Origin of the sequence: Amycolatopsis sp. NPDC006131 (assembly GCF_040614175.1) — a bacterium.
Lineage (GTDB): Bacteria > Actinomycetota > Actinomycetes > Mycobacteriales > Pseudonocardiaceae > Amycolatopsis_E > Amycolatopsis_E tucumanensis.
In genome coordinates, this window is record NZ_JBEXTX010000031.1 from 50541 (window position 1) to 70484 (window position 19944).

Genomic DNA, 19944 nt, shown 5'->3' on the forward strand with positions numbered 1-19944 from the left:
AAAAGCCATGGGAAGATCGGGCGATGCACGTGCGCACCGGTGGTTCCGACGGACCGACCCTGCTCGCCCTGCACGGCCTCGGCGCGACGGGGGCGGTGTGGAACGGGCTGGTCGAGCGGTGGCCTGGCCGCTGGATCGTGCCCGACCTGCCCGGCCACGGCCGGTCGGAACCGCTCCCCCGGTATTCGTTCGGGGCGCTGGCCGCCGCGGTGGCCGAGGTCGTGCCTGCCGGGACGACGGTGGCGGTGCTGGGGCACTCCCTCGGCGGGGTGGTGGCCCTCACCCTGGCGAGCGGTTGGTTCGGGGTGCGGGTGAGCGGGGCTTGCGGACTCGGCATGAAGGTGCACTGGAGCGACGAGGAGCTGGCGCGGGCCGCCGACCAGGCCGGGCGGCCGGCGAAGGTGTTCGGCTCCCGCGACGAGGCCGCGGCGCGGTGGCTGAAGGTCTCCGGCCTGCACGGCCTGGTGCCCGCCGACTCGCCGATCGTGGACAGCGGGCTGGTGGAGGGCTCGGCGGTGGTTGAACACGCGCCGGGCGGGGGCGCGTCGACCGCTGGCCGCGAGCGCACCGAGGGTTGGCGGCTGGCGCTGGACCAGGCGGCGTTCGGGGTGGGCGCCCCGGACCTGGACGGCTTGCTGGCGGCGGCACGAGCGCCGGTGATCCTGGCGGCCGGCGAGCACGACCCGATGTGCCCGGCCGAGAACCTGCCGGACGGCGCGGTGATCCTGCCGGGGCTGGGGCACAACGCGCACGTCGAGGACCCCGCCGCGCTGGACCCGCTGCTGGCCCGTCTGGGCGACGCCTGACCGCCCGGGACTGGCCAACTCGCCACGTTGAACAGCCAACCCGCCACGCCCGGCGAGTCTCGGTGCCGCGCCCGGTGAGTTCCCCAGCCCGGCGAGTTCCCCGGTGCCGCGCCGGGCTGGTCGTTCGCGGCCGCTACAGGTCGGCGCGCACCGCCCACAGGTCCGGGAACAGCGGCTTGAACAGCGTCCCCCGCAGGTACTTCGCGCCGGACGAACCGCCCGTGCCCGCCTTGTCGCCGATCGTGCGTTCCACCATCTTCACGTGCCGGTACCGCCACTCCTGCACGCCCTCGTCCAGGTCGACCAGGTGCTCGGCCACCGTGGCCGGCCCGCCGTCGTCCGTGTAGACCCCCAGCAGCAGCTTCCGGCGGTCGCCGCTGACGTCGTAGCCGTGCACCGACAGGTAGGTCAGGAACGAGTCGAACAGCGACGGGCGCGCCATCGCCGCCGCGATCCGCTTCCGCGCCGGGCTGTCCTCGGGGTAGTGCGCGACCATCCCCGGGTCGCGACGGCCCAGCACCGCCTCCAGCTCCCGGAACTGCGCCGACTGGAACCCGCTCGCCGCGTCCAGCCGGGTGCGGAAACTGGTGAACTGGCTCGGCGTCATCGTCTCCAGCACGTCGATCTGCGCGACCACGACCTTGAGGATCGTCAGCACCCGCCGCAGGGTGCGGATCGCGTGCGCGGTGTCGCCGGCTTCGAGCCTGGCCTGCAGGTGCGCCAGCTCGTGCAGCATCTGCTTGAACCACAGCTCATACACCTGGTGGATCACGATGAACAGCAGCTCGTCGTGTTCCTCCGACCGCGGGTGCTGCGCGGCCAGCAGGTCGTCCAGCGCCAGGTACGACGTGTAGGTCAGGGACGCGTGCTCGCCCGAGGTCACGGCAGCCCCGCCAGCGAGTCGGCGAGCGCCGACTCGGGCAGCTCGTTGTCGGTCATCCGCCCGGACAGGTACGCGGCGTAGGCGGGCAGGTCGAGGTGCGCGTGCCCGCACAACGCGGTCAGGATCGCCTTCTCCTCCCCGGTTTCTTTGCAACGCAACGCTTCCTGGATGCACGCCGCCAGCGCGTGCGTCGGCTCGGGCGCCGGGATGATGCCCTCGGCGCGGGCGAACCGCACCCCGGCGGCGAAGCACTCCTGCTGCCCCACCGCGAGCGCCTCGACCAGGCCCAGCTCGTAGATGTGCGACAGCAGCGGCGCCATCCCGTGGTAGCGCAGGCCGCCGGCGTGGATCGGGTCCGGGATGAAGTCGTGACCCAGGGTGTGCATCTTCAGCAGCGGCGTCAACCCGGCCGTGTCGCCGAAGTCGTAGGCGTAGCGGCCGCGCGTCAGCGACGGGCACGCGGCGGGCTCGACCGCGCGGATCACCGGGTCGATCCGCCCGGCCAGCTTCTCCCGCAGGAACGGGAACACCAGCCCGCCGAAGTTGGACCCACCGCCGGTGCAGCCGACGATCACGTCCGGCGTGTCGCCCGCCTGCGCGAACTGCAGCAGAGCCTCCTCGCCGATCACCGTCTGGTGCAGCAGGACGTGGTTGAGCACGCTGCCCAGCGCGTACCGGGTGTCCGGGTCGGCGGCCGCCTGCTCGACGGCCTCGCTGATCGCGATGCCCAGGCTGCCGGTCGAGTCCGGGTCCGCGTCCAGCACGGCGCGCCCGGCCGCGGTCTCCTTCGACGGGCTCGGGTGCACCGTCGCGCCGAAGGTCTCCATCATGATCTTGCGGTAGGGCTTCTGGTCGTAGGAGGCCCGCACCTGCCAGACCTCGCACTCCAGCCCGAACGTCGCCGACGCGAACGCGAGCGCGCTGCCCCACTGCCCGGCGCCGGTCTCGGTGGTCAGCCGCCGGATGCCTTCCGCCGCGTTGTAGAACGCCTGCGGCACGGCGGTGTTCGGCTTGTGCGAGCCGACCGGGCTGACGCCCTCGTACTTGTAGTAGATCCGGGCCGGCGTGCCGAGCGCCTTCTCCAGGCGCCGCGCCCGGTACAGCGGCGATGGCCGCCACAGCCGGTAGACGTCCAGCACCTCGCCGGGGATGTCGACAAAGCGATCTTGAGTGACTTCCTGGCCGATGATCGCCTGCGGGAACAGCGGCGCGAGGTCGTCCGGCCCGACCGGCTCGCGCGTGCCGGGGTGCAGCGGCGGGGGCGGCGGCTCCGGCAGGTCGGGGATCACGTTGTACCAGGTCGTGGGCAGGTCCGACTCGTCGAGCAGGTACTTCGTGCGACCGGTCATCGGATGCACCTCCCTCGTGGCGGCTCCCCCAGCTTGGCTCGCGATGGCGTTCAATGGAAGACGTGCGCAGGACCATCGACTGGGTGAACGGTGCCGTCGAGATCATCGACCAGGTAGCCCTGCCGGGCGAGTACCGGACGCTGCGGCTGACCACCGTGGACGAACTGATCGACGCGATCCGCAGGCTGGCCGTGCGCGGCGCGCCCGCGCTCGGCGGCGCCGGGGCGCTGGGCACCGCGCTGGCGGCCTTCGCCTCCGACGACCCGGCGGCGGTGCGCACGGACGCCGAGCGGCTGGCCGCCGCCCGGCCCACCGCGGTCAACCTGAGCTGGGGCGTGTCCCGCGCGCTGGCCCGGCTCGTCGACGGTCCCGGCGCCGTCCTCGCCGAGGCGCTCGCCCTGCTCGACGAGGACGAGCGGCTCAACCACGAGGCCTCCGCCCGCGCCGCCGAGCTCATCCTGGAGAAGTGCCCGCGCCGCCCGCTGCGCCTGCTCACGCACTGCAACGCCGGGCGGCTGGCGACGGTCGGGTGGGGCACCGCGCTCGGCGTGGTGTGGCACCTGCAGGCGGCCGGGCGTCTGGAGTACGTGCTCGCCGACGAAACCCGCCCGCTGCTGCAGGGCGCGCGGCTGACGGCGTGGGAGCTCGCCGAGGCGGGCGTGCCGCACCGGGTGTTGCCGGATTCCGCGGCGGCCGCCGCGATGGCGCGCGGGATGGTCGACTGCGTCGTGGTGGGCGCGGACCGGATCGCGGCCAACGGCGATGTGGCGAACAAGATCGGCACCTACGGCCTGGCGATCGCCGCCGCGCGGCACGGGCTGCCGTTCGTCGTCGTGGCGCCATCGTCCACAGTGGACCCGGAATTGGAATCGGGCGAATCCATCGTCATCGAAGAACGGGCGCCGGAGGAGATCACCACCATTTCCGGCATTCCGGTCGCACCGCCCGGGACGAATGTGTTCAACCCGGCGTTCGACGTGACTCCGGCGGAGCTGATCACCGCTGTGGTCACCGAAAAGGGGCCGATGGCGCCCTGAATTCCGTTTGCCGGGTTCCCGACTTTCTTCGGTAACCTGGTAACGAATTCGCTGACGCGCTGGCTTTTCCCGGACGCGGTTCTAATGTCTGCGCAATGCGAAGAGCATTGACTGTTGTCGCGTCGCTGGCGCTGGCGGGTGGTGTGCTCGTGCCGGGCACCGCCGCCGCGCAGGGACGCGCGGTGATCCCGCTGTCCCACCCGCTGTGGGCGACCCCGCAGGCCAAGGTCGCCGAGTCCGCCCCGTCCGCGAAGCTCAGCTTCCGGGTGTACCTGACCACGCGCGACCAGGCCGGCGCGGACGCCACCGCCCGCGCCGTGTCCGATCCGTCCAGCCCGTCGTTCCGCCGGTACCTGACGCCGGACCAGGTGCGCGACCGGTTCGCCGCGACCGACGAGACGCTCGGCGCGGTGCGGAACTGGTTGTCCGGCAGCGGGTTCAGCATCGGCGAGGTCCCCGCCAACCGCGCCTACGTCGAGGCGACCGGGACCACCGGCCAGGTCGAGCAGGCGTTCGGCGTGGACCTGGCGCGCTACCGCGTCGACGGGCAGGTGCTACGGGCCGCGGACCGGGAACTGTCGGTGCCCGCCGCGTTGTCCGGGGACGTGCTCGGCGTGATCGGCGTCGACCAGGCCGGCGCGCTGATGAAGCCGGACACGACGGACGGATCGCCCGCGGACGTGCCGCCGTCCGACGGTTTCCGCAACGCGCAGCCGTGCAGCGCCTACTACGGCGAGAAGACCGACACCACGGACCCGGCCTACAACGGGCAGCAGCGGCCGTACGCGCCGTGCGGCTACACGCCCGCGCAGCTGCGGTCGGCCTACGGGCTGGACGGGGTGCGGGCGGACGGCAGCGGCACCACGGTGGCCATTGTGGACGCTTTCGCCTCGCCGACGCTGTACGCCGACGCCGCCGAGTACGCCAGGCGCAACGACCCGGCGCACCCGCTGCGGCGGTCGCAGTTCGCGGAGAAGGTGTTCCCCGCCAACGTCGACCAGGAGCCGCCGGACCAGTGCGACGCGGCCGGCTGGTACGGCGAGCAGACCCTGGACGTCGAGGCCGTGCACGCGATGGCGCCCGGCGCGAAGATCCTGTACGTCGGCGGGTCCGACTGCCAGGACTCCTCGCTCGACGAGGCCCTGAACTGGATCGTCGCCGGGCACGAGGCCGACATCATCTCCAACTCCTACGGCGACGCGGGCGAGGACATCCCGGCCGCCGAGGTGCGGGTGTGGACGCAGATCGCGCAGCAGGCGGCGATGGAGGGCATCGGCGTTTACTTCTCCTCCGGCGACAACGGTGACGAGGCAGCCAGGCTGGGCAGCCCGTCGGCGGACTTCCCGGCGTCGGACGCCTGGGTGACCGCGGTCGGCGGGACGAGCCTCGCGGTCGGCAAGGACGGCCGGACGTTGTTCGAAACCGGTTGGGAGACCGGCAAGAGCACGCTGACCGGCGGGACGTACGGCCCCGCCGCGTACACGTCCGGTTCGGGCGGCGGCACCAGCGTGCTGTTCGACGAGCCGTTCTACCAGCGGGGTGTCGTGCCGGACGCGCTCGCGGCGCAGAACCAGCGCGGCAAGGCGAAGGGCCGCGTGGTGCCCGACATCTCCGCGCTGGGCGACCCGAACACCGGTTTCCTGGTCGGGCAGACGCAGACCTTCCCCGACGGCGTGTACTACGACCAGTACCGGATCGGCGGCACCAGCCTGTCGTCGCCGCTGGTGGCCGGGATCATGGCGGTGTCGGACAGCCTGACCGGGTTCCACCACGGGTTCGTCAACCCGGTGATCTACCGGGCCGGTGGCACCCCGGCCATCAAGGACGTGCGCCACGTGGACGGGGCGGTGATGCGGGTCGACTACGCGAACTCGGTGGACGCGAGCGGCGGCCTGATCACGTCGGCGCGTGAGCTGGACTGGCCGGGCCTGACGATCCACACGACACCCGGGTACGACAACGTGACCGGGCTGGGCGTGCCGAACGGCTTGGCGTTCCTGCTCCTGCCCTAGCGGGTGCCCGTGGCGGCCACCGAAAACCGGTGGCCGCCACGGTTATCTTCGCTGCGTGGCACACGAGATGGTTACGGTCTGCCTGCCCTCGGACGCCCACCGGGACCTGCGAGCCGCGCTCGACGAGGCGATGTCGCCGTTCGCGGACGGCGAGTGGGACCACTGGTGGCTCGGCCGGCCCGGTGACGTGTTCGACGTGCTCCCAGGTCACGGGAACGATCCGCGCCTGGTCCGGGCGGCGGTGGACGCGCGCGGCGAGCCCCGCGAGTGGACTCCCGGCACGTGCGACGGTGGTCCCCGCGGGTTGCTCGACTTCGCGGGCATGCGCACGCGCGCCGCGCGGAGGGCGTTGGAGCCCGACCCGTGGATTCCGTTCGCCAGGCGGGTTCCGGAGCGGGCGGTCGCCACCGAGAACCTGCTGACCCTGAACGGCTCGTGGATCTGCCACGACGACCAGGTGCCTGTGGCCGGCACCGGGTACTTCGAGTACGCCAACTCCTACCTCGACGACCTCGCCCCGGAGACGATGGTCGTCCGGCTGCGGATCCACTGCTGACCGTGGCGACCACCGAAAACCGGTGGCCGCCGCGGTTATCTTCGCTGCGTGGGACTACCGACGGCGGAGACCGAAGAGCAGTTCGAGGCACTGAACCCCCAGGACCTCGCCACCGGCGTCGAGGCGCTGGCCCGGCGGCTCGGGATCCGCGGCGAGGTGAGCCGGTTCGCGACCGGGTCCTTGCCGGTCTACGCGTGTGGCGACGGGCTGGTCCTCAAGCTCTACCCGCCCGCCTACCCGGCCGACTTCGCCACCGAGAGCCGGGTGCTGCGGGTCGTCGACGGGCGCTTGCCGGTCGCGACGCCGCGCGTGCTGGACACCGGCGAGCTGGACGGCTGGCGGTACCTGCTGATGACCCGCCTGCCCGGCGTGCCGCTCGGCGAGGTGCCGGTCGCCGAGCAGATCCGGCTGGCGCCCGCGCTCGGCGCGGCGCTGGCGGCGCTGCACGCACTGGACGTCCCGGACCTGGGGCCGTCCAGCTGGGCCGGGTTCGTCACCGAGCAGGCGGCGTCGGCGGTGACGCGGCAGCCGGCGCTCGACCAGGTGTGGGCCCGGCAGATACCGTCCTTCCTGGACTCCGCCGACCTGGGATCGCCGCCGCCGGTGCTGCTGCACACCGAGGTGATGGCCGAGCACGTGCTGGCCGTCCCCGACGGCGGCGGGTGGCGGCTGTCCGGGTTGTTCGACTTCGAGCCCGCCATGCGCGGCGCCCCCGAGTACGAGTTCGCGGCGATCGGGATCTTCGTGACCCGCGGCTCGCCCGAGCACCTGTGCGCCCTCCTGGACGGGTACGGCCTCGTCCCGGACGACGACTTTCCCGCGCGCTGCCTCGCCTACCTGCTGCTGCACCGCTACTCGAACCTCGCGTCCTACTTCAAGGACCTCCCGGCACCGGCTGAACCGACGCTGGAGGCGCTGGCTCACGCCTGGTGGCCGGTCAGCGGTGCGCCTTCAAAAACCGCTGCAACAGCGCGCTGAACTCGGCGGCGTGCGTGACCAGCGGGGTGTGCGCGACGCCGTCGAGGACCTCGACCGGCTCGGCGGCCGGCAGCGCGGCGGCGAGAGCCACCCCGGACTCCGGCGGGATCGGCAGGTCCGCGCTGCCGTGCACCACCAGCGCCGGCGCGGTGATCTCGCCGAACCGGCGCGCCACGCTGTCCGCGCCCATCAGCACACCCACCGCACGGCTCAACCGCTCGCCCGGTAGCCGTCGCAGGCGGGGCAGCCAGTGTGCTTCCGCTGCGCGCGAACCCAGGAGCAGTTCCAGCACCGCCGAACCGGCGGCGAACCCGTCCCGGATCTGCGCCATCTGCGTCAGCGCCGGGCCGGGGAACGCGTCCGCGGCGGAATCCGGGCAGAGCGACGTCGTCCCACATGGTCGAGTCCATGAGGTTGTCGACCAGGAAGAGGACGGCCGGGCCGCGGCCCGATTCGGTGACGGCGAAGCGCCGGCCGCCAACGGTGAGTGGTCATGTTTTTCCATCCCAGCCTTCGCCGGGCTGGTCACCCGCGGCATCGGGCGGCACGCCGTGGACTTCCGCGCGGAGGCGCTCAGCGAGGGCAGCGTGTTCTGGCTGCGCCCCGGCCAGGTCCACCACGTCCTGGAAGCGTCGGATCTGCACGTGGTGCTGCTGCTGTTCACCGGGGCCGCCCTCGCCCCCGGCACCCCGGTCGCCCCGCTCGTCGCCGCCGCGCCAGCCGTCCCCGGCCCGGCTTCGGCGGTATTCCAGCGGTTCGCGGCGGCCGTGGAGGCGGACCACGCCCGGCGGCACCACGTGCGCGACTACGAGCAGGCGGTCCACGCGAGCGCGCGCACCATCGACCGGGCGGTCCGGCGGGCCAGGGGCATGAGCGCCAAGCGGTTCCTCGACGAGCGGATCGTCCTCGAAGCTCGGCGGCGGCTGGCCACGACCGACACCCCGGTCGCCGCGCTGGCCGCCCAACTCGGCTTCACCGAGGCGACGAACTTCGTGAAGTTCCACCGTCGCCTGACCGGCACCACCCCGCGCGCCGCCTGATCACAGCAGCCCGGCCTCGGACGCCTTCCCGATCGCCTCCACGCGGTTGCGCGCCCCCAGCTTGTGCAGCGCGGACTGCAGGTACGTCTTCACCGTGTTCCGCGTCAGCCCGGTCGTCTCCGCGATCTCCGGGTTCGTCTGCCCCTGCGCGGCCAGCCGCAGCACCTCGTACTCGCGGCGGGTCAGGCCGCTGCGCGCCAGCGCGTCCGAGCGTGACGAGTGGTCCGGCATGATCCGCGGGTCGACCACGCGCTCCCCGCGCAGCACCCGCCGCAGCGCGGACACCAGGTCGGTGCCCGCCACGTCCTTGAGCAGGCACCCGTTGGCGCCCGCGTCCAGCGCGGCCAGCAGCCCCTGGTGGTCGCCGTGCGCGGTGAACACCACGATGCGCCCGGCGGGGTGCACCTGGCGCAGCCCGGCGATCACCTCCGGCGCGAGCATGTCCGGCAGCCGCAGGTCGAGCAGGATCAGGTCGGGCCGCAACTCGCCGACCCGCAGCAGCGCGACCCGCCCGGACTCGGCACTGCCGATCAGCTTCAGCGACGGCTCGGCCCGCAGCAGCAGGGTGACCCCGTCGCGGACCACGGGGTGGTCGTCGACCACCAGCACCGTCGCCGTCATGACACTTCGGGCACCCAGGCCCGCAGGGTGCAGCCGCCGTCCTCGTCGCGGACGAGGCTCACCCGCCCGCCCAGCCGCGCGGCCCGCTCCGCCAGCGAGCGCAGGCCCATCCCGGTGCCGGGCGAGTCCTCGGCGTCCTCGCCGGTGCCGTCGTCGGCGACCACGACCTGCACGCCGCCCCCGCTCGGCCCGAGGCTCACCACGACCGAGCAGGCCCGCGCGTGCTTCTCGACGTTGAGCAGCCCCTCCCGCACCGCGCACACCAGCAGCGCGGTGCGCTCGGCGTCCAGCGGCCGCACCGGGGCGAGCTGCACGAACCGGGCCGGCAGCCCGCAGCGCGCCTCGAACGAGCGGCAGTGCTCGGCCAGCTCGACCGGCAGCGCCCGTTCCGGTGTGGACTCCGACAGCGACAGCAGCGACTCGCGCAGCGCCCGGGAGGCCGCCGACACGTCACCTTCCAGTCGGCACAACCGGCCCTCCAGCACCGGATCGCCCGCCACGTCCTGGTGCAGGTTCCGCACCTGCACGCCGATCGAGAACAGCAGCGCCCCGACCGAATCGTGCAGCGCGCTCTGCATCCGGCGCCGCTCGGCGGAGATCGCGTCGGCGCGGTCGGACTCGGCGACGCCGGCCAGTTTGAGCGCGAACGCCGCCTGGTCGGCGATGCCCTCCAGCCGCCGCACCGCGTCGTCGCCGAAGTCGGCGGGCTCCCGCATCGCGGCGTAGGCGATGGCCAGCGTCTCCGGTTTGCCGCGCACCCGGCTGATGATCGGGACGGTCAGCAACGCGGCGAGCCCCTCGCCCGCGACCTGGGCGTCGAACTGGTGCGTGATCGTCGGCGCCCGCAGGTAGTCCGACACCTTCACCGGCTTGCCGGACGCCAGCACCCGGCCGCCGACGCCCTGGCCGGTGGGCACCACGAGGTTCTGGATCGCGTCGGTCCGGTTGCCGGCCATCCACCGGATGACGGCGGTGCCGGGCCGCTCCAGCTCACCCACGAACGCGGCGTGCACGCCCAGTGACTCCCGGATGAGGTGCGCGGTGCCCTGCAGGGCTATCACCCGGTCGAGGGTCCCGAGCAGGCCCTCGCGCTCGCGCAGCAGCTCGTCGAGCACGTTGCTGTGCTCGACGGCACGGTCCGCGGCGACGCGCTGCTCTGCGGTCACGCGCCCACAATCGCACATCCGCTCCAATCCGGACATCCCCTCTTGGAGAGGGCACGGTTGGGCAAAAGTCCGGCATACCTCTCCAAGTGGGGGTGTCGGACCGGCGAGGGCCGATCAAGGATTGCCGCCACCGAGAGTGACGCCCGTCACGCGATCGGAGGAGGTGTGCGCCCCCGGTGTTGAACGTCCGAGACCTGCACGTCCGCTACGGCCGCTCGGTCGCCGCGCTGCACGGCGTCGACCTGGCGGTCCCCGACGACGGGGTCCTCGCCGTCCTGGGCAGCAACGGCGCGGGCAAGTCCACCCTGCTCCGGACGATCTCCGGCACGCTCAAGCTGCACCGCGGCGTCGTCACGCGCGGTGAGGTCCGGCTGGGCGAAACGCAGATCGACCGGCTCGACCCGGCGGCCATCGTCCGGCTCGGTGTGGTCGGCGTGCCGGAGGGCCGCCAGATCTTCACCCGCATGTCGGTCGACGAGAACCTGCGCGCCGGCGGCATCGCCGTGTCGCCGGAGCAGCGGGTCAAGGCCCGCAAACGCGTGCACGAGCTGTTCCCGGTGCTGGGCGAGCGCGCCCGGCAGCGCGCCGGGCTGCTCTCCGGCGGCGAGCAGCAGATGCTCGCGATCGGACGGGCGCTGATGTCCACCCCGCAGGTGCTGCTGCTCGACGAACCGTCGCTCGGCCTCGCGCCGAAGGTGGTCGAGCAGATCAGCGGCATCATCCGCGAGATCCACGCCCAGGGCACCTCGGTGGTGCTGGTCGAGCAGAACGCGGTGATGGCGCTGAACGTCGCCGACCACGCCGTCGTGCTGGAGGTCGGCACCGTCGCGCTCGCCGGGCGCTCCGACGAGCTGTCCCGCAGCGAGGACGTCCAGCGCCTGTACCTGGGCGGGCACGCGGAAACCCAGGTCGCGGAGGCCGACGCCGGGCCGCGCAAGCACTTCCTGTCGAGGTGGGGCGGATGATCCCGGAACTGCGCGTCGAGCACCTCACGCTCCGCTTCGGCGGGCTGACCGCGCTGGACGACGTCTCCTTCACCGTGGTGCCCGGCTCGCTGCACGCCCTCATCGGGCCCAACGGCGCCGGGAAGTCCAGCTGCTTCAACGTGATCAGCGGGCTGTACCGCGCCACCGAGGGCCGCGTGCTGCTCGGCGACACGGAGCTCACCGGCATGCGGCCGCACAAGATGGCGAAGCTCGGCATCGGCCGGGCCTTCCAGAACGCGGCGCTCTCGCCCGGATCGACCGTGCTGGACAACGTGATGCTCGGCAGGCACGCCCTCACCCGCGGCGGGTTCCTGGAGTGCGCCCTGCGCGCGCCGTGGACGGTGCGCGCCGAGCGCAAGCACACCGAACGGGCCAAGGAGATCTGCGACTTCCTCGGCATCGGCAGGCTGCTGCACACGCCGGTGGCCGCGCTGCCCTACGGCCAGGTCAAGCGCGTGGACATCGCCCGCGCCCTGGCCGTGGAACCGGTGCTGCTCCTGCTGGACGAGCCGGCCGCGGGCATGAACGCGGCGGAGACCGCCGACCTGGCGGCCACGATCCACGACGTGCGTGACGAGCTGGGCATCTCGATCCTGCTGGTGGAGCACGACATGGGCCTGGTGATGGGCATCGCGGACCGGGTCACGGTGCTCGACTTCGGCCGCCGCATCGCCGACGGCCCGCCGAACCAAGTGCAGAACGATCCGGAGGTCATCCGGGCATACCTGGGAACGGAGGCCGCGTAGATGGACACGTTCCTGCAACTGGCGGTGAACGGCCTCGGCAAGGGCGCGGTCTACGCGCTCCTCGCGCTGGGGTTCGTGATCATCTTCAAGTCCACCGAAGTGATCAACTTCGCGCACGGCTCGCTGGTGCTGTTCGGCGGCTACCTGGTCGTCGCCACGCGCGAATCGCTGGGCTGGGTGGGCGCGTCGCTGGTCGGCATCGTCAGCGCCGGGCTGCTGGCACTGGTGGTGGAGCGGCTGCTGCTGTCCCGCACGAAGCTGGCCGATCCGAACAGCCTCGCGCTGCTCACGATCGGGATCGACGTGATCGTGACCGAGGAGATCGTGCGGCGCCTCGGGGTCGGCGTGCCGTTCCTCGGCGAGGCGTGGGACGCCAAGCCGATCCAGGTCGCCGGCATCACGCTGTTCCGCACGCACCTGGTCGCGATGCTCGTGGCCGCGGTGCTGATCACCGCGTTCTACCTGGCGTTCAAGTTCTCCAACTGGGGTGTCGCGATGCGCGCCCAGGCGGAGAACCGCGAGGCGGCCGCGTTGATGGGCATCCGCAGCCGCCAGGTGACCGCCACCGCGTGGCTGGTGGCCGGCCTGCTCGCCGGGGTCGCGGTGCTGTTCCTGGCCACCCAGGACTTCTCCGGCGCTGGCCTGTCCCGCGGTACGCACTCGATCGCGCTCGCCGCGTTCCCCGCCGCCATCCTCGGCGGGCTCGACTCGACCGCGGGCGCGATCGTCGGCGGGCTGGTCGTGGGGCTCGTCGAGGCCCTGTCCGCGGAGTACATCTCGTTCGACTTCTCCAAGAGCGCGGTGTTCCTGGTGATGCTGCTGGTGCTGGTGCTCCGGCCGTCCGGGCTGTTCGGAACGAGGGAGATAACCCGTGTCTGAGCTGGCGATGCGGGCCACGGTCGCGGACGCGCCCGCGAAGGCCCCGGCGAAGTCGGTGCGCTGGCTGCGGCTGCTCGCCTGGCTGGTGCTGCTGGCCGTGCTGCTGGTGCTGCCGCTGTACCTCGGCGCGGAGTGGCTCAAGGCCGGCCAGTGGATGATGACCGGCGCGGTCGGCGCGATCGGGCTGACCATGCTGGTCGGGCAGGCCGGTCAGCTGTCGCTGGCGCACGCGTTCTTCCTGCTCGCCGGCGGCACCACGTACACGGTGCTGGCGAGCGGCACCGAGGACGGCCGGGTGATCGGCTTCGGCGTGGACCCGCTGCTGTCGCTGCTGGCCGCGGTCGCGTTCACCGCCGTGCTGGGCCTGGCGTTCGCGCCGGTGTCCGGGCGGCTGCGCGGCATCTACCTCGGGGTCGCGTCATTGTCGCTGGTGTTCATCGGGCTCTACTTCGGACAGTCGGCGGAGCGGCTGACCGGCGGCACGTCCACCGGCCGCACCCCGGCGCCGTTCGAGCTGTTCGGGTTCACCTTCGACAGTTCGGGCGGACTGGTGATCCTCGGTGTGCCGTTCCGGCAGGCCGAGAAGATGTGGTACCTGTACCTGGCCCTGACGGTGATCGCGTTCGTGCTGGCGCGCGGCGCGGTCAACAGCCGGGTCGGGCGGTCCTGGCGCGCGGTGCGCGACCACGAGGCCTCCGCGGCCGCGATGGGGGTCAGCGTCGCCCGCGCGAAGGCCGGCGCGTTCGCGGTGTCCTCCGCCTACGCCGGGCTGGCCGGCGTGATGACCGTGCTGTGGTTCGACATCCTCAAGCCGGACGAGAACGAGTTCGGCACGTACGGCATCAACGTCTCCATCGCCTACCTGGCGATGGTCATCATCGGCGGCCTCGGCTCGATCGGGGGCGCGCTGGTCGGCGCGCTCATCGTGTTCGGCCTGCCGCAGGTGCTCTCGCTCTACTCGACACAGCTGGGGATCTTCACCGGGAGCGGCGAGGGCGCGTTCACCCCGATCCTCGTCAGCACCTTCGTCTACGGCGCCGCGATCATCCTCGTCGTGCTCTTCGAGCCGGGCGGGCTCGCGGCGATCGGGCGCCGGATCACCGGCGGCCTGCACAGGGAACGGAAGAAGGAAGGAACGTCCCGATGAAGCGACGGCTTTCCCTGGTCCTCGCGGCGATGCTGGCCATCGCCGCGTGCGGCACCAAGGCGGGCGATCAGGGATCGTCCGGCTCGGACGCCTCCGGCGTCAAGACCGATCTCGGCGTCACCGCCAACGAGATCACCCTCGGCGTCATGACCGACATGACGGGCCCGTTCAAGAACCTCTCGATCGGCATCACGCACGGCAACCAGTTGTGGGTCAACGACTTCAACGCGGCAGGCGGCGTGTGCGGGCGGCAGGTCAAGCTGGAGATCGTCGACCACGCCTACAAGGCCGACACCGCGAAGACCCTGTACCCGCAGCTGGAGCCGAAGGTGCTCGGGTTCGTCCAGATCGTCGGGTCGCCGATCATGGCCGCGCTGAAGCAGAACATCAAGTCCGACAAGACGACCGCGACCCCGGCGTCCTGGTCGTCGGAGCTGCTGGACAACCCGTACGTGATGATCGTCGGCACCACCTACGACGTCGAGATGATCGACGGCATGTCCTACCTGCAGGAACAGGGCATGATCAAAGACGGCGACACGGTCGGGCACATCTACATCGACGGCGAGTACGGCGCGAACGGCCTGCGCGGCGCCCGCTACTACGCGCAGAAGCACGGCATGAACCTGCGCGAAGTCAAGATCACCTCCTCGGACAACGACCTGACCAACATCGTCACGGGTCTGCGTGGCGAGGGCGTCAAGGCGATCATGCTGACCACCACGCCGGCGCAGACCGGTTCGGTGGCGGCGGCGAACAAGGCGCTCGGGCTGAACGTGCCGCTGCTGGGCAACAACCCGACGTTCGACCCGGTGCTGCTGAGCAGCCCGGCCGCGAACGCGCTGGACCGGCTCTACGTCGTGGCCAGCAGCGTGCCGGTGGCCGCGGACGTGCCGAAGGCGAAGGACGTGCTGGCGAAGTACAAGGCCGCGAAGTTCCCGGAGGCGCCGAACGCCGGTGTCCCCTACGGCTACGCGGTGGCCGAGGTGTGGGGCGCGGTGCTGAGGAAGGCCTGCGACAACAAGGACCTGACCCGCGACGGCATTCTCACCGCGCTGCAGCAGACGACCTCCGCCGACACCGGTGACCTGGTCGCGGCGCTGGACTTCTCGAAGCCCGGCGCGCCGCCGACCCGCGAGGTCTACGTTGCGCAGCCCGACGCGGGCGTCGAGGGCGGCATCAAGTACGTGAAGCCGCTGTTCGAGGCCGCGGACGCCAAGGGCTACGTGGCACCGCACCAGAAGTGAGCGCGCCTGGTGGCCCGTCCCCGTTGGCGGGCCACCAGGTCAGTGCACGGCGGCCGTGCGGACCACGCGGTTGCCCGCGACCGTGGTGACGCCGAGCGCGATCACCGCGGCGGGCACGATGCTCAGCAGGTACGGCCCGGCGGCGAACGCCGCCGCCGGGCTGCCCGTCTTGACGACGGCGAACGGGGTGACGCACACCAGCGCGCCGACGCCGGCCGCGATCACGCTGACGAGCGTCGCGGCGACGATCTCCCGCAGCAGCATCCCGCGGGTCTGCCTGGAGGTCGACCCGATCAGCGACATGGTCGTGAACTCCTCCTGCCGCCTGCCCAGCGCCGCCACCAGGTTGTTGGTCAGCGCGATCGCCATGAACACCGCGATCAGGACCACCACCAGGTAGTTGATCGACGCCAGGACCTGCGCGGTGCTGCCATCGGCCGAGTGCCGGTCCTCGATGCCCTGCATGCTGAGCGTCCCGGCGGACACGCCGACGAGCAGTGTCAGGAAGGTGACCGCGGGCCGCACCCGTTCCGGCGCCGCGGACAGGTTTACGGCCGCCAGGTGCCCCGCCGCGCCGCGCGGTGACAGGACCTTCAGGACCCGGTTCACCAGGACGACCAGCTCCGGCGCGAGCACCGCGAGCCCGATCGCGACGAGCACGGTGGCGGGCCCGGTCATCGCGGTGGTCGCGATGTCGTCCGCGTCCATGGCGAGGACGGCCGAGGACGACCCGATCCCCGCGACCAGCATCACGGCCGCGAGGATGCGGCGCGGCGACCGGCGGGACTGCTTGCTCAGCACCGGCGCGGGCCCCTCGACCGGACTCCGCCCGGCGATCCTGCGGCTGCCGATCCACGCGGCCACGATGCTCGCGAGCAGCACGACGACGACCCCGGCGACCGGCAGCGCCAGACCCGGCGCGTAGGCCGTGGAACCGGCGACCAACCCCGACGACCGGACCGCGGCCAGCACGATCCAGCCGAGCAGGTAACCCAGCAGCAGACCGGGCAGCGCGGCGACCGCCGAGACGGCGAGCGTCTCCGCCGAGACCATCACCTGGATCTGCCGCGGTGTCGCCCCGATCAGGCGCAGCCCGCCGATCTCCGTGGCGCGGCCGCCGAGCGTCACGCCGATCGTCGACACCATCGCGAAGACGACGATCGCCACCACCCAGCCGCCCATGATCATCGGGAACTGGGTCAGGAACGATTGGTCCGCCCCGGCTGTGCCGTCCGCGAGCCCGGTGGCGAGCAGCGTGGTCATCGTCGACACCAGTGCCATCCCGATCAACGCGTTCAGGCCGGTGGCGACCGCCGCGCCGCGGTGGTGGCGGAACAGCCGCAGGGCGAGGCTCACCACGTCAGTTCACCCCCATCGCGGCGGCCCGCTCGGCCGACTCGATCAGGGTCGCCATGCGGTTGGCGACCGCGGCCGCCGCGGGGCGGGCCATCTGGTCGACGATCAGGCCGTCGGCCAGGAACAGCACCCGGTCCGAAAAGGACGCCGCGACCGGGTCGTGCGTCACCATGATGATCGTCTGGCCCTGGTCGGCGAGCGCGCGCAGCAGGCTCAAGACCTCGCGGGCGCTGCGGATGTCCAGCGCGCCGGTCGGCTCGTCGGCGAAGACGACCTCCGGGTCGGTGATCAACGCGCGCGCCACCGCGACGCGCTGCTTCTGGCCGCCGGAGAGCTGGTCCGGCCGGTGGGTGCCGCGGTTGCCCAGCCCGACGCGCTCGAGCAGCGCGGCGGTCCGGCGCGGATCGGGCTTGCGCCCGTCCAGCCGCAGCGGCAGTTCGACGTTCTCCTTCGCGGTCAACGCCGGCAGCAGGTTGAACGCCTGGAACACGAAGCCGACGCGCCTGCGGCGCAACTCGGCCAGCTTGGTCTCGTCGAGCCCGGCGAGGCTCACGCCGTCGAGCTCGGCCGTGCCCGCGGTCGGCGTCCGCAGCCCGGCCGCGCAGTGCAGCAACGTGGTCTTGCCTGACCCCGACGGGCCCATGATCGCCGTGAACGAGCCCCTCGACACGTCCAGGTCGATGCCACGCAGAGCGTCGACCGGCCCCGCTTCCCCCTCGAATCTGCAGCGCAAGCCCCGGATGCGCACAGCAGGAGTCCCCATGTCAGATCCCTTCTCCAACCCTTGAACGAACGTTTTAAACGAACGTTTATATGATACGGTAGCACACATGGGACACCGGGAGAACTTGCTGATCGCGGCGCGGGAATGCCTCCTCCGTGCCGGCTACGCGCGCACCACCGCGCGTGACCTGGCCGCCGCTTCCGGCGCGAACCTGGCGTCGATCAACTACCACTTCGGGTCGAAGGAGGGCCTGCTCACGCGGGCGCTGAACGACCTGAACGCCGAGTGGGGCGAGCTGCTGTTCCAGGCGCTCGGCGAGGGCGACACGAACGAGGCGCGCTGGGGCCGGATCATCGAGTCGATCCAGGCGAACCGGCAGCTGTGGTTCGTGAACTTCGAGGGTGTCGCCTACCTGCAGCACGACGAGAAGATCCGCGACATGAACGCGCGTGGCCAGCAGGCCGCCCGCACGGCGCTGGCGCAGGCGTTCGCCGGGCTGGGGCCGGACGCGGACCCGGACCGGGTGCGGATCGTCGGCTCGCACTACTACTCGCTGCTGGTGGGGGTCGCGCTGCAGTGGCTCACCGATCCGGACAACGCTCCGAACGCGGCCGAGATCGTCGCGGCGGACCAGGGGGCGCGGGTCTGAGGCGTGCCGCCCAGCGGGACGCGGTGGTTGCGATCCGCGGGGGTGGCCACGAGAGTTCAGGCCATGGATGCGACAGCGGTGCGGGAGGCGGCCGACCTCCTGCTGCAGGCCTACGCGGCGGGCAAGCCCATCGCGCCCCTGATCGAGACCTACCCGGGCGCGACCGTCGAGGACGCCTACCGGATCCAGCTCGACCAGGTGCGTGTGTGGACCGAGGGCGGCGACGAGATCAAGGGCCACAAGGTGGGCCTGGCCTCGGCCGCGATGCAGCGTCAGATGGGCGTCGACCAGCCCGACTACGGGCACCTCACCGGCACCATGTTCCACCTGGAGCACCAGCCGATCCCGGTCGGCAGCTTCCTGCAGCCGCGCATCGAGCCGGAGATCGCGTTCGTGCTCGGGCGGAAGCTGTCCGGGCCCGGGGTGACGGTGGCCGACGCGGTGCGCGCCGTCGACTTCGTGGTGCCCGCGCTGGAGATCGTGGACTCGCGCATCGAGGACTGGCGCATCTCGATCGTCGACACCATCGCCGACAACGCGTCTTCCGGCGGGGTGGTGCTGGGCAGCAGGCCGACCGCTCTGTCCTCGGTGGACCTGCGCCTGGCCGGCTGCACCCTGCACTCGGGCGGTGAGCTGGTGGCGACCGGGGCGGGCGGCGCGGTGCTCGGGTCGCCGCTGAACGCGCTGGTGTGGCTGGCGAACACCGTGGGCCCGCTGGGGATCGACCTGGAGCCGGGGCACGTGGTGCTGCCCGGGTCGATGACGAAGGCGATCCCGCTGCGCCCGGGTGACACGGTGGTGTCGACGGTGGCCGGGCTGGGCAGTGTGACGGCTGTGTTCGGGTCGAAGGAGGACGCGTGACCGGGTGGAGCATCGCCGAGGCGGCGCGGGTGCTGCTGGCGGCGGAGGACGCGGGAACGGCGCGCGGCCCGATCACCGAGGAGTGGCCCGGCCTGGACGTGCGCACGGCGTATGCAGTGCAGGACGAGGCGTTGCGGTTGCGGCTCGCGCGCGGCGAAAAGCTGATCGGGCTCAAACTGGGCCTGACGTCGAAGGCGAAGCAGGAGCGCATGGGCGTGGACCGCCCGGTGATGGCCTGGCTGACCGACGCCATGGTGCTGCCCGCCGCGGACCCGCTGCCGAAGCTGATCCACCCGCGGGCCGAGCCGGAGATCGTGTTCGTGCTGGGCTCGCGCCTGGCGGGCCCCGGCGTCACGGCGGCCACCGCGATGGCGGCGGTGGACCGGGTGTACGGCGGGATCGAGGTGATCGACTCGCGGTACGCCGACTTCCGGTTCGCCGCGCCCGACACCATCGCCGACAACGCCTCGTCGAGCGTCTTCCGGGTCGGCTCGGTGGGGGTCGCGCCCGCCGGGCTGGACCTGACGCTGGAGGCGTGCCTGCTGGAGGCCGACGGAGCGATCGTGGACAGCGCGACCGGCGCCGCGGTGCTCGGTCACCCCGGTGAGGCGCTCGCGCTGGCAGCCAACGCACTGGCCGAGCGGGGCCTCGCGCTGGAGGAGGGGTGGATCGTGCTGACCGGCGGTCTCACCGACGCCGTGCCGATCTCGCCCGGGGCCCGGGTGGCGGCGCACTTCACCAGCCTGGGTTCGGTGACGCTCGCGGGCTGACACAAACCGCCGCCCGGCAACGAACGCCCCTCACCCTCCGAACCACCCCCCTCCCGCAACCCGATCCCCAGCCCAATCGGTTGCCGAGCCACCGGGTCAAGGCACGCTTTCCCGCCTTGACGCGGTGGCTC

The 19944-nt window shown here is 72.2% G+C and carries 21 protein-coding genes; 14 read left to right on the forward strand and 7 right to left on the reverse strand.

From position 1 onward, the window contains the following. The first annotated feature begins 23 nt into the window (after window positions 1-23). Window positions 24-806, forward strand: a complete 783-nt coding sequence (locus ABZ215_RS18290; RefSeq protein WP_354950373.1) for an alpha/beta hydrolase — start codon at window positions 24-26, stop codon at window positions 804-806. A 133-nt stretch (window positions 807-939) separates the two neighbouring features. Here ABZ215_RS18290 and ABZ215_RS18295 read toward each other — a convergent pair whose 3' ends face one another. Together ABZ215_RS18295 and ABZ215_RS18300 are read right to left on the reverse strand one after the other, a co-directional pair. Further along, window positions 940-1689: a tryptophan 2,3-dioxygenase family protein gene (locus ABZ215_RS18295; RefSeq protein WP_237336002.1), complete on the reverse strand. Its 750-nt coding sequence runs from the start codon at window positions 1687-1689 to the stop codon at window positions 940-942. After that, a complete protein-coding gene (locus ABZ215_RS18300) occupies window positions 1686-3038 on the reverse strand; it encodes a TrpB-like pyridoxal phosphate-dependent enzyme (RefSeq protein ID WP_020421735.1) in 1353 nt (450 codons plus the stop codon). The genes ABZ215_RS18295 and ABZ215_RS18300 overlap by 4 nt, the downstream gene beginning before the upstream one ends. Before the next feature lie 53 nt (window positions 3039-3091). Between ABZ215_RS18300 and mtnA the strand changes: the two genes are divergently transcribed. From mtnA to ABZ215_RS18320, 4 genes are all read left to right on the forward strand, one after another. Further along, the gene (gene mtnA / locus ABZ215_RS18305) at window positions 3092-4075 is read left to right on the forward strand and encodes an S-methyl-5-thioribose-1-phosphate isomerase (RefSeq protein WP_354950374.1); all 984 of its coding nucleotides are present in this window, start codon (window positions 3092-3094) and stop codon (window positions 4073-4075) included. Between the two features lie 95 nt (window positions 4076-4170). Next, window positions 4171-6087 carry a S53 family peptidase gene (locus ABZ215_RS18310; RefSeq protein ID WP_237336004.1) on the forward strand — a complete coding sequence of 639 codons (1917 nt, stop codon included), beginning with the start codon at window positions 4171-4173 and terminating at the stop codon, window positions 6085-6087. A 55-nt stretch (window positions 6088-6142) separates the two neighbouring features. Then, window positions 6143-6643, forward strand: coding sequence for a hypothetical protein (locus ABZ215_RS18315; RefSeq protein WP_354950375.1), 501 nt, complete (start codon window positions 6143-6145; stop codon window positions 6641-6643). Window positions 6644-6691: 48 nt separating this feature from the next. Beyond that, window positions 6692-7621 (forward strand): aminoglycoside 3'-phosphotransferase/choline kinase family protein, encoded by a 930-nt coding sequence (locus ABZ215_RS18320; protein WP_354950376.1) that lies wholly within the window; start codon window positions 6692-6694, stop codon window positions 7619-7621. On the opposite strand, the gene ABZ215_RS18325 is transcribed toward ABZ215_RS18320, so the two are convergent. After that, window positions 7581-7952, reverse strand: coding sequence for an alpha/beta hydrolase (locus ABZ215_RS18325; protein WP_354950377.1), 372 nt, complete (start codon window positions 7950-7952; stop codon window positions 7581-7583). The two genes, ABZ215_RS18320 and ABZ215_RS18325, sit on opposite strands and share 41 nt — an antisense overlap. A 220-nt stretch (window positions 7953-8172) precedes the next feature. Between ABZ215_RS18325 and ABZ215_RS18330 the strand changes: the two genes are divergently transcribed. Further along, window positions 8173-8661, forward strand: a complete 489-nt coding sequence (locus ABZ215_RS18330; protein ID WP_354950378.1) for a helix-turn-helix domain-containing protein — start codon at window positions 8173-8175, stop codon at window positions 8659-8661. Here ABZ215_RS18330 and ABZ215_RS18335 read toward each other — a convergent pair whose 3' ends face one another. Then, a complete protein-coding gene (locus ABZ215_RS18335; protein WP_020421741.1) occupies window positions 8662-9282 on the reverse strand; it encodes a response regulator transcription factor in 621 nt (206 codons plus the stop codon). Continuing rightward, entirely contained in the window at window positions 9279-10448 is a 1170-nt protein-coding gene (locus tag ABZ215_RS18340; protein ID WP_354950379.1) for a GAF domain-containing protein, read from the reverse strand. The genes ABZ215_RS18335 and ABZ215_RS18340 overlap by 4 nt, the downstream gene beginning before the upstream one ends. Window positions 10449-10624: 176 nt before the next feature. Here ABZ215_RS18340 and ABZ215_RS18345 point away from each other — a divergent pair, with 176 nt between their 5' ends. Genes ABZ215_RS18345 through ABZ215_RS18365 form a run of 5 tightly spaced genes read left to right on the forward strand, consistent with a single transcriptional unit; the run spans window position 10625 to window position 15453 of the window. Beyond that, window positions 10625-11413, forward strand: coding sequence for an ABC transporter ATP-binding protein (locus ABZ215_RS18345; protein ID WP_354950380.1), 789 nt, complete (start codon window positions 10625-10627; stop codon window positions 11411-11413). Continuing rightward, window positions 11410-12180, forward strand: a complete 771-nt coding sequence (locus ABZ215_RS18350) for an ABC transporter ATP-binding protein (RefSeq protein WP_020421744.1) — start codon at window positions 11410-11412, stop codon at window positions 12178-12180. The genes ABZ215_RS18345 and ABZ215_RS18350 overlap by 4 nt, the downstream gene beginning before the upstream one ends. Beyond that, the gene (locus tag ABZ215_RS18355; RefSeq protein WP_020421745.1) at window positions 12181-13059 is read left to right on the forward strand and encodes a branched-chain amino acid ABC transporter permease; all 879 of its coding nucleotides are present in this window, start codon (window positions 12181-12183) and stop codon (window positions 13057-13059) included. It abuts the gene before it with no gap. Beyond that, window positions 13052-14206 (forward strand): branched-chain amino acid ABC transporter permease, encoded by a 1155-nt coding sequence (locus ABZ215_RS18360; protein WP_027936410.1) that lies wholly within the window; start codon window positions 13052-13054, stop codon window positions 14204-14206. Before ABZ215_RS18355 ends, ABZ215_RS18360 begins: the two co-directional genes overlap by 8 nt. After that, window positions 14203-15453 carry an ABC transporter substrate-binding protein gene (locus ABZ215_RS18365; protein WP_354950381.1) on the forward strand — a complete coding sequence of 417 codons (1251 nt, stop codon included), beginning with the start codon at window positions 14203-14205 and terminating at the stop codon, window positions 15451-15453. Before ABZ215_RS18360 ends, ABZ215_RS18365 begins: the two co-directional genes overlap by 4 nt. A 39-nt stretch (window positions 15454-15492) precedes the next feature. On the opposite strand, the gene ABZ215_RS18370 is transcribed toward ABZ215_RS18365, so the two are convergent. Then, window positions 15493-16812 (reverse strand): ABC transporter permease, encoded by a 1320-nt coding sequence (locus ABZ215_RS18370; RefSeq protein ID WP_354950382.1) that lies wholly within the window; start codon window positions 16810-16812, stop codon window positions 15493-15495. Between the two features lies 1 nt (window position 16813). Further along, entirely contained in the window at window positions 16814-17572 is a 759-nt protein-coding gene (locus ABZ215_RS18375; protein ID WP_354950383.1) for an ABC transporter ATP-binding protein, read from the reverse strand. Window positions 17573-17639: 67 nt separating this feature from the next. Here ABZ215_RS18375 and ABZ215_RS18380 point away from each other — a divergent pair, with 67 nt between their 5' ends. The 3 genes from ABZ215_RS18380 (at window position 17640) to ABZ215_RS18390 (ending at window position 19813) form a co-directional block, all read left to right on the forward strand. Further along, the gene (locus tag ABZ215_RS18380) at window positions 17640-18182 is read left to right on the forward strand and encodes a TetR/AcrR family transcriptional regulator (RefSeq protein WP_020421750.1); all 543 of its coding nucleotides are present in this window, start codon (window positions 17640-17642) and stop codon (window positions 18180-18182) included. A gap of 63 nt (window positions 18183-18245) precedes the next feature. Continuing rightward, window positions 18246-19043 carry a 2-keto-4-pentenoate hydratase gene (locus tag ABZ215_RS18385; protein WP_027936411.1) on the forward strand — a complete coding sequence of 266 codons (798 nt, stop codon included), beginning with the start codon at window positions 18246-18248 and terminating at the stop codon, window positions 19041-19043. Further along, window positions 19040-19813, forward strand: a complete 774-nt coding sequence (locus ABZ215_RS18390; RefSeq protein ID WP_354950384.1) for a 4-oxalocrotonate decarboxylase — start codon at window positions 19040-19042, stop codon at window positions 19811-19813. Before ABZ215_RS18385 ends, ABZ215_RS18390 begins: the two co-directional genes overlap by 4 nt. The last annotated feature ends 131 nt before the right edge of the window (window positions 19814-19944 follow it).